At 63.1% G+C, this 12880-nt stretch carries 9 protein-coding genes and 1 pseudogene; 3 read left to right on the forward strand and 7 right to left on the reverse strand.

Annotation, left to right across the window (positions count from 1 at the left end):
• The first annotated feature begins 132 nt into the window (after positions 1 to 132).
• Positions 133 to 951: an IclR family transcriptional regulator gene (locus tag FYJ92_RS00215; protein WP_185262083.1), complete on the forward strand. Its 819-nt coding sequence runs from the start codon at positions 133 to 135 to the stop codon at positions 949 to 951.
• A gap of 228 nt (positions 952 to 1179) precedes the next feature.
• Here FYJ92_RS00215 and FYJ92_RS00220 read toward each other — a convergent pair whose 3' ends face one another.
• Complete coding sequence (locus FYJ92_RS00220; protein WP_255482214.1) at positions 1180 to 1872, reverse strand: IclR family transcriptional regulator; 693 nt, start codon at positions 1870 to 1872, stop codon at positions 1180 to 1182.
• A gap of 426 nt (positions 1873 to 2298) precedes the next feature.
• On the opposite strand from FYJ92_RS00220, the gene FYJ92_RS00225 reads away from it, so the two are divergent.
• Positions 2299 to 3672 (forward strand): MFS transporter, encoded by a 1374-nt coding sequence (locus tag FYJ92_RS00225; RefSeq protein WP_219729673.1) that lies wholly within the window; start codon positions 2299 to 2301, stop codon positions 3670 to 3672.
• Positions 3673 to 3713: 41 nt separating this feature from the next.
• Here the strand turns inward: FYJ92_RS00225 and FYJ92_RS18840 are convergent.
• From FYJ92_RS18840 to FYJ92_RS00255, 6 genes and pseudogenes are all read right to left on the reverse strand, one after another.
• Positions 3714 to 3925 (reverse strand): annotated as a pseudogene (locus FYJ92_RS18840) (recombinase family protein); the annotation flags it as partial.
• A 240-nt stretch (positions 3926 to 4165) separates the two neighbouring features.
• Positions 4166 to 5698 (reverse strand): NAD-dependent succinate-semialdehyde dehydrogenase, encoded by a 1533-nt coding sequence (locus FYJ92_RS00235; RefSeq protein ID WP_185262085.1) that lies wholly within the window; start codon positions 5696 to 5698, stop codon positions 4166 to 4168.
• Positions 5699 to 5848: 150 nt separating this feature from the next.
• Complete coding sequence (locus FYJ92_RS00240; RefSeq protein ID WP_185262086.1) at positions 5849 to 6802, reverse strand: alpha/beta hydrolase; 954 nt, start codon at positions 6800 to 6802, stop codon at positions 5849 to 5851.
• Positions 6799 to 8286, reverse strand: a complete 1488-nt coding sequence (locus FYJ92_RS00245) for an NAD(P)/FAD-dependent oxidoreductase (RefSeq protein ID WP_185262087.1) — start codon at positions 8284 to 8286, stop codon at positions 6799 to 6801. Before FYJ92_RS00245 ends, FYJ92_RS00240 begins: the two co-directional genes overlap by 4 nt.
• Before the next feature lie 33 nt (positions 8287 to 8319).
• Positions 8320 to 9471, reverse strand: coding sequence for an alcohol dehydrogenase catalytic domain-containing protein (locus tag FYJ92_RS00250; protein ID WP_255482216.1), 1152 nt, complete (start codon positions 9469 to 9471; stop codon positions 8320 to 8322).
• A gap of 470 nt (positions 9472 to 9941) precedes the next feature.
• Entirely contained in the window at positions 9942 to 11375 is a 1434-nt protein-coding gene (locus FYJ92_RS00255; protein WP_255482217.1) for a PucR family transcriptional regulator, read from the reverse strand.
• A 123-nt stretch (positions 11376 to 11498) separates the two neighbouring features.
• On the opposite strand from FYJ92_RS00255, the gene FYJ92_RS00260 reads away from it, so the two are divergent.
• Positions 11499 to 12857, forward strand: coding sequence for an aminotransferase class III-fold pyridoxal phosphate-dependent enzyme (locus FYJ92_RS00260; RefSeq protein WP_185262089.1), 1359 nt, complete (start codon positions 11499 to 11501; stop codon positions 12855 to 12857).
• Positions 12858 to 12880 lie beyond the last annotated feature (23 nt).

Consider the following 12880-nt stretch of genomic DNA (forward strand, 5'->3'; position numbering starts at 1 on the left):
GACCTCGACTCCTCAGCCGCGCCGCGGCGGGGCCGCAGCGGCCGGCGGCCCGGCCTCCGGCAGGAGGAGGAAAGGGCATCGTACGATGACTGGTACGGGTGACTTGCGCTAGCGCCCGAAGAGGGAGAACTCATGCTGGAGCCACAAACCACCGCCGACAAACCGCAAGGGGCGGCAGCATCGCTGCTCAACGGTCTGACGGTCCTCGAAGCCTTCTCCGTCGCCAAGCGATCCCTCCTGGGCGTCACGGAGATCTCCGAACTCGTCGGCCTGCACAAGAGCACGGTCTCCCGGATGCTTACCGGCCTGGATGAAGCCGGCTACGTGCAGCGCGACGACGAAACGGGACGATACCGCCTCGGACTCGGGATGATCGGCCTGGCTGGACCACTGCTGGCCGAGCTTAGCGTCCGCCGCGCCGCCCTGCCCCACCTCGAAGAACTCACACAGGCCACCGGCGAGACGGCCGCGATCGCCGTCTGGAACGGCACCAACGCGATCGTCGTGGAACAGACGGCTTCCCCCCATCAGGTCAAGCACAGCGCGGCGATCGGCACGCGCTACAACAAGTTCGCCAGTTCCTCAGTGCGCGTGTTCCTCGCCGAACTGCCGTCCGAGGAGACCGACCGTCTGCTTGCCGGCCGGACGGTCCTGCGGGAGGGCTACCTCGGTCTCGAGGACCCGGCCCACGAACAGCTCGCCGGCGTACGGGACGACGGCTTCGCCGTCAACGACGGCGAGACCACTTACGAGGAGTACGGCGTGTCCGCACCCGTTCGGGACTACCGCGGTGCAGTCGTCGGCTGCATCACAGCCAGCGCGCCCCGATCCCGAGTGCAGCACCAGCAAAGCCAGGCGATCCTGCGCGAAGCCGTGCTAGCCGCCGCTGAGCGGGTATCGACACGGCTCGGCAGCCTGCCCCTGCCGGGGGAAACAAATACGGTGCACTAACGGCCCTCACAGCGGATCCGCGCAGGATTCTGAGGGGTCTACGAGCCGTTTTCCTCTTTGGTTTTCCCAGACCAGGAAGCGACGGAACCTCAAGCAGGGCCGCCCCTCACTGTGGCAGCTGCTCTCTCACAGAATAGTTCTTTCAAGGACGACAGCGCGGTCGGCCTCTCGATCTGAAATGCGGTCGGCACACGATGCTGCTGACGTTCGCCAAGTTGCGTGGGTGAATCAGCCAGGAAGGGAAGCCGACCAGCCCAAGCGTGTGGATACTTCCGAGGCAGCATGCTGTACGGCTTGAACCAGAATGTCCCTGGTGGCGTGTTTGTGCACCCGGGAACGGGGAGCGGATGCGGTGATGCACCCAACCACCTTGCCTCGGTAATCCCGAACCGGTGCGGAGACCCCAAATTCCTCCTCCGTCGTCGAACCGTCGTTGACGGCGTATGCCTGACGGGCGACTTCCTGAAGGTGGGCGGTGTGGTCCAACGGCAAACCGTCTCCTGCCGTGCGTAGTATCTGCCCGGATCCGATCAGTTCGGTCGCGACAGCCGGCGCCAGCTCCGCCAGGAAGACCCGCACCGAAGAGCTCTCGAATTTGTTGTACCGGGTTCCGATGGTGGCAGTGTGTTTGACCTGAAAGGGGCTGGCCACCTGCTCCACGACGATGGCCTCGCGACCATTCCAGACCGAGATGGCGCTGGTCTCTTTGGTGCTTTCGGTTAGCTGCTCCAAATACGGAACCGCAGCACGGCGGACATCCAGGTCCGCCAGTAAAGGGGCGGACAACGCAAGGAGGCCCAGCCCGAGCCGATAACGTCCCGTCTCCTCATCCCGCTGGACATATCCAGCGTCTGTTAATCCGCCAAGAATGCGTGAGACCGTGCTCTTATGGAGGCCAACGCGCTGAGCAACCTCAGTCACACCAAGAACCGGATTTTGAACGGAGAAGGCTTCCAGTACAGCAAGACCGTTCAACAGCGACGCCGCAGCTCCCTGGACCTGCCCGTTGTCCTGCCTCGGCCTACCTGCCACCTTCATCCCTTCGCGCTGCGTGACTATCCCGCCACTCTTTTGGCTATCATATGCCGCAGTCCTGGCGCAGATACGGAAGATGCGGCAGGGCACCGCCGTGAAACCACTCACCGGCAATCTCCCGGCGGCGTCAGCTCAGCTATCCGGTCATCAACGTCCAGTGCCCGGCGAGAGCAAACCTGATTTACAAAGCTGTAACAGGACGGCAATCCAAGTTGCGCAAACAGCAACTAATTTGGTTCGAAAGCAACAATGCTCCGCGGGGGCGCGCCGCCGTCCGCAAAACCGACAAGTACTTCCACCCAGGGAGCCTCCATGACCATGCTTCATACCGCCCCACCAAGCAGCAAATCGACCCTCCGCAAAGTCACCGGTGCAGCCGCCGCCGGAACTGTGGTCGAATGGTTTGATTTCGCGATCTACGGGTTCCTGGCCCCCGTCATCGCCCGAACTTTCTTTCCGTCCAGCGACGACATCACCGGTCTGCTCCAGACCTTCGCCGTGTTCGCTGTCGCCTTTGCCCTACGGCCGCTGGGCGGCGCCTTCTTCGGTGCTCTCGGAGACCGCATCGGCCGGAAGAAGGTTCTTGCCTTGACCGTCCTGCTGATGTCGGGCGCAACCGCGGCCATCGGACTTCTGCCGACCTATTCCAGCATCGGCATTTGGGCGGCCGTGCTGCTGACCTTGGCCCGCAGTGTTCAGGGGTTGTCCGCCGGCGGCGAGTACGCGGGCGCCGTCACTTATGTGATTGAACACGCGCCGGCCGATCAGCGGTCGCGCTACAGCAGCTGGATGCCTGCAGCCACCTTCTCCTCGTTCTCCGCTGCGGCCCTGTTGTGCTACCTCCTCACGGCCAACCTTTCGGCCGAGGCCATGGACACCTGGGGTTGGTGCATACCGTTCCTGGTGGCGGTGCCGCTAGGGCTCGTCGCGTTCTATATCCGGCAAAGGCTGGACGAGAGCCCGATGTTCCAGGAAGTGCTGAAAAGCGCCAGCACCGCACACGCGCCCCTTCGCGATACCTTGGCTCTGCAGTGGAAACCCATGCTGACCTTGGGCGGATACATCAGCCTGACCGCACTTTCCTTTTACACCTTCTCTACCTACATGAACACGTTCCTGAGGGAAGTCGCCAATCTTCCGGCCGACCAGGTCCTCATGAGCAACGTCATCGCCCTGGCGTTTGCCGCCGCGATGGCACCGGTCCTGGGCCGCGTCTGCGACCGGGTCGGAAGGCGGGCCACCATGGTGGCCTCCTCGGTCCTTCTGGGCGGTCTGGCAGTCCCTGCCTATCTGCTCGCCTCCACCGGGGGATTCGGCAACGCGCTAGCCGGCCAGCTCCTGTTGGCCCTCGGCGCAGTGACGGCAAACGTGGTGACGGCAGTCCTGTTGTCCGAGGTATTCCCAACCGCCGTCAGGTACACCGCCTCCGCAATCACCTACAACGTCAGCTACGCGATCTTCGGAGGGACCGCACCCCTGGTGGCCACATTCCTCATCGCCAGCACCGGGAACAAGCTTGCCCCCGCCATTTACCTCACGGCAATTGCCGCTTGCGCACTGCTGGCCGCATTTCTACTGCCCGAAACCCGCGGCCGTTCGATGACCAGTCTCGTCCCCGGGCAAATCGAGGCATCACCCGAGAACCGGGCATCAACTCCGGCCAGCAACACGGCACGCCAGTCCTAGGACCCTGGCAACGCGTCGTCAGCGAACATCAACTCCGACCCGCCGCGGACGAGAGCACGTAAGTCGTTAAGGTTTTGTTCGCGCCGGTCCATGCTGTGCACCACCACGGTGTCCCCGTCACGGGCAAAACGCAACAGTTGCACGAGCTGGCGCCTGTCTGTGTTCCTCCGGAAGCCTTGTCGGCGCAGTCCCTGTCAAGAACCTGGCCTTCGAGCTGGTGTTTCTCGTTCTGGTCCAGCGTGCTGACCCGCACCTACCCGATTCGCTGTTCACCCACAGGCGCCTCCAACCCTCATCGACTGGTCAGGTTGACTTCCAGGACCCTCCCAGAAGAGAGTCAAGACGTAATGGTGTTCGTCAGGTTTGGGTGTACTTCGCACTAACGGGGACGGAACCGCTGGGCGCTGTTTCAGCCTTATGGCGTGTGATGTCGACGGCTGGGGTGGACCAAGAGTTGAGCACCACCGTGGTAGATCCTGGCCCTAACAAGCACTTACAGTTCTGGGAGGACGGGCTGCCTCTGGCCCGCGTAGGGTTCGGCGATGCCGATGTATTGGGTGGTCGTGTATTCGGCAATGCCTTCGGAGCCGCCTTCGCGTCCGAGGCCGGATTGCTTGACGCCGCCGAAGGGTGCTGCGGCGTTGGAGATGACGCCGGCGTTGAACCCGACCATGCCAAATTCGATCTGGTCTGCCACGCGCAGCAGGCGGTTGAAGTCTAGGCTGTAGAGGTAGGAAGCCAGGCCGTATTCGCTGGCGTTGGCCAATCGGATGGCGTCTTCCTCTGTGGTGAAGGTGGTGACGGGGGCGACAGGTCCGAAAATTTCCTGGCCCAGGATCTCCGCGTCGTTGGGCACGTTGGCCAGGACGGTGGGAGGGTAGAAGTATCCCGGACCGTCTGAGGGGGCACCGCCGGTGACGGCTATTGCGCCGGCGTCGACGGCGGCGCTCACCAGGGCGTGGATGTCGTCACGGGCACCGGCATTAATCAGTGGACCTACCTGGGTGGTGGGTTCGGTGCCGCGGCCGGTGGTCAGGGCGCCCATCGCGGCGGCGAACTTGGCCGTAAATTCTGCGGCGATGGATTCCTGGACCAGGAAGCGGTTCGCGGCGGTGCAGGCTTCGCCCATGTTGCGCATCTTGGCGGCCATGGCGCCTTCGACGGCTTTGTCCAGGTCGGCGTCCTCGAACACAATGAACGGTGCGTTGCCGCCCAGTTCCATCGAGGTCCGCAGCACGTTTTGCGCCGCGTCAGCCATGAGGCGTTTGCCTACAGGCGTGGAGCCGGTGAAGGAGATCTTCCGGAGCCGGGAGTCCTTCATCAGCGGCCCGGAAATACCCGATGCCGACGAGGAGGACACCACGTTCAGGACCCCGGCGGGCAGGCCAGCGTCGAGCATGGTCTGGGCGAACAGTTGGGAGGTCAGCGGTGTCAGTTTCGCTGGTTTGAGGACCATCGTGCACCCCGCAGCGACTGCGGGGGCAACCTTGCGGGTGGCCATGGCCAGTGGGAAGTTCCAAGGCGTGATCAGCAGACAGGGGCCGACCGGCTTGTGTTGGACCAGGATCTTGTTCTTCCCCTCGGGGGTGGTGAGGTAGCGGCCGTAATCGCGGACTGCTTCTTCGGAGAACCAGCGCAGGAACTCAGCCCCGTAGGTGACCTCGCCGCGCGCTTCGGCCAGCGGCTTGCCCATTTCAAGGGTCATCAGTAGCGCGAAGTCCTCCGCACGTTCGGTGACAAGGTCAAATGCCCGGCGCAGGATCTCGGCGCGCTCCCGCGGTGCAGTGCGTGCCCAGGAGGCTTGGACCTTATCGGCCGCGTCGAGCGCGGCGACGGCGTCCTCACTCGTGGCGGAGGCGAGGGTAGCGAGCACCTCCCCCGTGGCGGGGTCATGGACATCGAACGTGCCGCCGTCGGACGCGTCCCGCCACCGACCTCCGATCAACAAACCGGTAGGGACAGAGGCAAGGAGCTCAGCCTCACGCTGGCGTGAGACAGCAGTCGGATCAACGAGGGCAGTAGTCATGAAGATTCCTAAAGAAAGTAAGTGACGGTGATAACCCACCATGAGAGTGGAGGGCTATCACCGTCCTTTGATTGATCAGCCCGACGGGCTCAAGCGCCGGAAGCGACTTGCCACATCGGTCCTGTGATGGCGGGACGTACTCCATCTCAGTTAGATAGTGCGGTCCCTGATAAAGGCAGCGACCTGGTCGACTATTTGTTCTCCACGGGGGATACGTCCCGCGGAGGTGAACAATCCGTGGGCGTACCCGGGGAGGTGCTGGTACTGGACCTCCGTGCCTGCACAGGCCAGGGCGGCGGCGTAGTCTGCCCCCTCGTCAACCAGCGGGTCGTTGTCCACAGTGATCACGTAAGCCGGTGGCAGCCCCGCGGGGAGCTGGGTTAGGGAAGGACTGATATCCGGTGCAGCGCGGTCCACGCCCTCTGGCAGGTAGTGGTCAGCGAACCAGCCGATGGTGTCAGCAACCAGAGGGAATCCCTCGGTGACCCGTTTGTAGGAAGGCGAGGACATGGTCAGATCCACCATGGGGTACATGAGGACCTGGGCCACTACAGGCAGGGGATCTGTGGTCGTGGCGTTCTCATTGGCTAGGACTGCGGCTAATTGTCCTCCCGCGCTATCACCGACGAGCACAGCCTCGGTTACGTCCAGGCCGTGCTCGTTGCCGGCATCGAACAACCAGTGCATGGCCATGCGGCTGTCGTCAATCGCAGCCGGGTAGGGGTGCTCCGGGGCAAGCCGGTAGTCCACAGCAATGACCGGCAGGTTCGTGAGGGAGGCCAGGCGACGGCACAGTCCGTCATGTGTTGAGAGGCTGCCCATGACCCACCCCCCGCCGTGGAAAAACAGCACGGCGGGGGTGGGGCCTCCAACGGTGCGGGGGTCATAGACCCGCACCTTGAATCCATCCAGGCTGAAGTCAGTGACCGACGCCAGCGGATCACCGCTAAGGCCGTTGGCAGCGCAACCGTTCTCGTAGAGCTCGCGCACATGCTTCACGGAGTAGGAGTGAAACGGACGTCCACCGGAGGCCCGGAATTTCTGCAGCACCTCTGCAGCGTCCGGTGCTATGGGCCTCCCGCTGAACCGGTCGGTTTTGGTCACTTTCCGGGTCCGGATTCGGCCAGCTGCAGGTAGTCCTCGAGCTGGAGGTCGTGGGTGTGGGACCGGTATTCTTCGACGGTTCCGGACCAGTTGTTGATAACGCGGCCGTCCTCGTTCTTGTACCAGGAGGAGCAGTCGGAGGAGAACGCGGACTTCTGGAGTTCTTCCTGAACGTGTGCGTTGAACTTCTCAACGACCGCGCGGTCCACTTCCAGGAACCTTGATTCATCGGCTGCGATGTGCTGCACGGCCTGGGCGATGTAGCGGTGCTGGGCCTCCAGCATGGATACGACCGAGTTGTGGTTGAGGTTGGTGTTGGGACCGTAGACCAGGAAGAGGTTGGGGAAGTTGTCGACGGCGATGCCCAGGTAGGCTTCGGGGGCGTTGCCCCACCGCTCGTCGAGGCCGAATCCGTCGCGTCCTGAAACGCGCATGGATCCCATGAAGGCGTGGCTCTTGAACCCGGTGGCGTAGATAATGACATCAAACTCGTGCTCGACCCCGTCAGCGGTGCGGACGCCACGGGGAGTGAATTCCGTGATTGCCTCTGTCACGAGTTCTACGTTCTCGCGGGTCAGGGCGGGGTAGAAATCATCGCTCCGCAGGATCCGCTTGCAGCCGAAGTCGTAGTCGGGAGTGAGCTTGGCCCGCAGTTCAGGGTCAGAAACCTGGGTCTCGAGGTGCTGGCGGGCGAGCTCGACTCCTTCCTCGGAAGCAGCGGTGTGGCGGCGGGTGCGTTCGAATCCGGCTTCGCGGAATTCGTGGATTTCCTGACGCAGCTGACGGTAGGTGTCCGGGTTTTCCTGGAAGCGGGCGCTCTCTTCCTCCGTGAAGATGTACTGGTCACGGGGGAGGATGTAATTGGCTGAGCGCTGGAATACGGTCAGGTTCGACGCGATCTTGGCGACCTCGGGCACGTATTGAACCGCAGTTGCGGCGGAGCCGATGGATGCGACGCGCTTGCCGGTCAGGTCAAGGTCGTGCCGCCACTTGGAGGAGTGGAAGGCCACGCCTTCGAATGTTTCTGTGCCGGGGAAGTTGGGGATGTTGGGTTCGTTCAGCTGGCCCCAGGCAGCCACCACGGAACGGGTCAGGAACTCCGAGCCATCGGCAGTGTGCACGGTCCAGAGGCGGCGGTCCTGGTCCCATTCAGTCGCGGTGATGTTCTGGCCGAAGTGGATGTGCTTACCGAGCCCGAATTCCTCAACCATGGAACGTAGGTAGCCCTGGAGTTCCTCCTGGCCGGCAAACATGCGGGAAACCTTGAGGTTCAGGAAGTAGCTGTAGCAGTATACAAGCGCCTGGGTGTCGCATGCGGCGCCGGGATAGGTGTTCTCGCGCCATACGCCTCCCACATCGTTGCCGCGCTCGAGGATCAGGAAGTCGTCGATGCCTTCCTGGACGAACTGGGCTCCCTGGCCTAGGCCGCCGAAGCCGGCGCCGATGATGATCGCGCTGTAAATGTGGTCATTTGTGGAGGTCATGATGTTCTCTCTTCGGGGCTGGAAGTGTGGTGGTCAGGAAAAGGTAATGATTTGGCGCAGTGCGTGGCCGCCGTCGAGCGTGTCCATGGCGCGGTTGATCTCTTCCAGCGGGATGGTGTCTGAGACCAGGCCTTCAACGGCCAGCTGGCCGGATCGCCAGAGTTGTTCGTAGATCGGGATGTCATGTTCCGGGACCGCCGAGCCGAGGTAGCTGCCCACGATCGACCGTGCCTCCGCTGTAAGGGCCAGTGGGTCGATGTTGATTGACTGGCCGGGTGCGGGCAGTCCGACGGTGACGGTAATGCCGCCCGGCTTTGTCAGTGCGACCGCTGCTTCCAGAGCGCGCGGGTGCCCAGCTGCTTCGATGACGGCGTCGAACTTTTCGCCGCGTTTCAGGGCATCAGCAGAGGTCAAGGCGTCAGTGGCACCGAGGTTTCGCGCGGCTTCCAGTTTTGCCGGCAAGGTGTCGATACCGACGACGTGTTCGACTCCGGTGGCGATGGCCGTAATGAGTGCCGCCATACCTACTCCGCCGAGACCGACGATGGCTACCCGGGCGGAAGGTGCGGGCTTGGCGACGTTGAGGATAGCTCCTCCTCCGGTGAGCAGTGCGCACCCGAGCAAAGCGGCTATGTGCGCCGGAACGTCCGCGCCCACGGGCACCACGGAACGGCGTGAGACCACTGCATAGGTGGCGAATGCGGAGACTCCGAGGTGGTGTTGGACGGGCTGACCCTCGCGGGAGAGTCTGCGGTTGCCGCCCAGCAGCGTTCCTTCCGTATTGGAAGCGCTGCCCTGCACGCATGGCGTTTTGCCGTTGGAGTTGCACCCTGCGCATTCACCGCAGCGGGGGAGGAAGGTCATTACGACGCGCTGGCCCAGGGAGATGTCGGTGACACCCTCGCCCAGTTCCTCCACGATGCCGGCTGCCTCGTGGCCGAGCAGCATGGGGACCGGCCGCGGCCGGTTGCCGTTGACTACGGAAAGGTCGGAGTGGCATACGCCCGCTGCCTCGATGCGGACTAGGATCTCGCCCGTGCCGGGTCCTTCGAGTTCAAGGTTTTCCACATGGATGGGACGGGTATCAACGTAGGGCCGCTCTGCCCCGATGGTCTCAAGTACCGCCCCGCGTATGGTCCTGGTGGTGGTTGTCTTTGCTATGGAGTTCGTATCTTGGATCGTCACGATTGTCCTCTCAGTGGTGCGGTGGAGCTGTGCAGAGGGAAGGTCTTGTGGGAGGGAGCGTGCGGCGCCGGCAACACCGTGCGTGCTGGCTCGTGTTGTTCTCATCGTTCCTCCTGCAACGGGTGTGCTCATCCCCTCGGGGATCGTTCCTCCGACGACGGACTGTCCATTGAGAGTAGGCAGCCGAATCCGGCTCGTCACCATGCAGAACGTAGATATCCAGACGTTTCTTTGTGCGATCCGTCAAACAGGAGGAGTCTTTGAGGACTTGAGTCCCACCTGCGTCTGGGTAGTGTCGGAACGGTCCGCCCATGCCACGTAACCGTGGCAAGCGTGCAGGCGACATCGCCTGAGCGGCATGGACCCGCGGCAGTTAGGCGAGGGGAATGAAGGCCAGAGTGGCGAATCAGCTGCCCTAATGAATTCCGCCAATTCTTCGGTCGCCGGGCGTCGAAATCAGGGTTTCACGCCTAATGTGGTGCCTGGGACCGTCCCCTAAGGGCGAGCCATAGCTGCGCTGCAACGTCGGGGTCATCCAAGTCAACCCCCAAGAGTTCCTTGGCTTGGGCAATCCTGTAACGAACAGAATTCCGATGTACGCCCAGTTCGCGGCCGGCGGCCTCCCATTGCCCGCGGTGGGCCAGATATGCGCGGACCGTTTCAAGGAGCTGACCGCTGTGGGAAGTTAGTTCATCCACCCATTCATCTGCCGGCAGGTCGAGGCCGTGACCTATGCGTATCAGCTGTCCGGCGGGTGCTGAGGCAGCGGCCTCGGCCACCTGTGCTCCAATTTCGTGCAGGCGCCGTAGAGGCATGGGTCCACCCCAGGCACCGCGGACACCTTTCGGCAGCTGTGGATAAGGGCTCGACGCTGACTGCAGCACAAACGTGACACCGGAACGTTCGAGGACCAGCCCGGACAGGGCGGGCCGCGCAGCCAGATGTTCGGTATCGGGCAGGACCGCGACGAATGCTGTTTCCGGTAGCGGATCGGAGTCCATCTGCTTTGCAAGGAGCCGCGCTGCATCGTCATGTCCTTCCAGGACCAGCGCCGCGAGCATGCCTTCAGCCCGTCTACGCTCAGCCGCGGCGTTGCGCTGTCCGGCTGCCCTGGCGGCCAGGAGCGTGGATGCGGTGAGGAACAAGTGCCGCTCGGCAGCAGCCAGTTGCCCGCTTCTGCCCAAAGCAAGATACCCGGAAGCCGCTGGACCGTCAGATACCGGGTAGAGGGAAGCAACACCGGATGCCAGTTGAATATTGCCCGTGGCCCCTCGGCGCGCGTTCCGCAAGATGGCAGATTCCCGTGTCAGTTCCGCCAGCAGTCCGGGTGGAAACTCAGCACCGCTGGCGGCGGACGATGGGGTCCCGTCACCTTCAGGCAGGTATGCCACCCAGGTTCCCAGGGCGCGCGACAATTCGCGCACGATCTCCGGTTCCGCGTCATCCTGGGCCGCGGCCCGCGTCAACGCCACCTGGAGTCCTAACAGAGCAGTGAGTTCAGCTTCGCCCCCTTGCCTGACAAGTTCCCAATAGGCGCGAGATACGGCCAGGAAGGGGGACTCACGGGGAATGGTCAGAAGGGGAAGGCCGGCCTCAACGCAGGCGGCCCGCAGTTCGTCCGGCACCATGGCATGGCCCGAGCCTAGGCCAAGACCCAGGGCAGCGACGCGACCTTCCACCAAGCGTTGCACATAGTTTTTAGCGGCCTCTTGACGCGCGTCTCCATCCAGGCCGGTGAGCTGCAATCCGACGGTGAGGAGAAGCTCGCCTCCATAGAGGAACATCGTGGGATCCTCCAGCTCAGAGACATGCACGCCCGTGAGTTCCACACGGGGGAGCGGTATGGGCCAGTAGGGCGCCAGGTCACGCTTTGCAGCCTCAACAAGCCTTGCGAGGGTAATCATGGGTAAATCATAGGCGATCGGTTTTGTACGCTGAGACCGTAAAAGGAATATCTTTGGATGGATTATCCAACGACACGTCATCGGACTGTCCCTATGGTGGATTTCACCACACGAGGAGGACCTATGACTGTCACATCAGAACTCACAGCAAACCAGGCCAACGATCCGGCCAGCGTTAAAGCCACAGCACGCCGCCTGCTCACCGAGCTCCCGGGACCGCGTTCCCGTGAGCTGGAGACCGAACGCCGCCAGCACGTCACCGACGCATTTGGTATCACCCTGCCCATATTCATCGATCACGCGAAGGACGCGCTGCTCGTAGACGTTGACGGAAACCATCTCATCGACTTCGCCTCAGGCATTGCCGTAACCAGCGTTGGCGCCGCGAACCCGCAGGTGGCCAAGCGCGCCGCCGCCCAGCTCGAGCGCTTCACCCACACCTGCTTCATGGTGACCGAATACTCGTCCTTCGTCGAGGTCTGCCGATGGCTCAATGAGCACACCCCTGGCGACTTCGAGAAGCGGACCGCACTGTTCACCACCGGTGCGGAGGCAGTTGAAAACGCCATCAAAGTCGCCCGGGCCGCCACTCGCCGCCCCAACATTCTCGTCTTCGACGAGGCCTACCACGGACGCACGCAGCTCACGATGGCGATGACGGCAAAGGAAAACCCGTACCGACTCAACTTCGGGCCCCTGCCGGGCTCTGTTTTCCGCGGACCGACCGCCCCCGCCCACACCTCCCCTAACGGACCGGGGGAGGCGCTTGAGCAGATCGAGGCGCTTCTCGCCGAAAACGGCGCGGAAACCTTCGCGGCCATGGTCATCGAACCGATCCAGGGCGAGGGCGGGTTCATTGTCCAGGCCCCCGGATTCCTCCAAGGTCTTCGGGAAATCGCTACCCGCCACGGCATCGTGCTGGTCATCGACGAGATCCAGGCCGGCATGGGCCGAACCGGCACGCTGTTCGCGTCCGAGCATGAAGGAATCGCCGGTGACATCACACTGACCGCTAAGGCCCTCGGCGGCGGCCTGCCGCTTTCGGCCGCTACCGGCCGTGCCGAGCTTATGAACGCTGTCCACACCGGCGGCCTTGGCGGAACCTATGCTGGCAACCCCATAGCCTGTGAGGCCGCTCTGGCCGTGTTCGAAATCCTAGAAGACGGCACCCTTTTGGAGAACGCCGTTGCCATCGAAGCCGCTGTGCGTCACCGTCTGGAACCGCTCGTCGCACTGGACGGCGTCGCAGACGTTCGCGGCAGGGGTGCGATGATGGCGATCGAGTTCAGCGACGCCTCCGGACCCCGCAAAGACCTCGCCACCACAGCAGCGAAGGCAGCCAACGCCCATGGTGTCCTAACTCTTACCTGCGGAACCAACGGAAATATCATCCGGCTGCTCCCTCCGCTCGTCATCGAAGCCGACGTCCTTGACGAGGGCCTGGCGGTACTGGAGGCATCCATTCGGTCGGCACTGTCATGACTTTCCGGGGACGGTGGACCGGG

The organism is Pseudarthrobacter sp. NBSH8 (assembly GCF_014217545.1).
Taxonomy (GTDB): Bacteria; Actinomycetota; Actinomycetes; order Actinomycetales; family Micrococcaceae; genus Arthrobacter.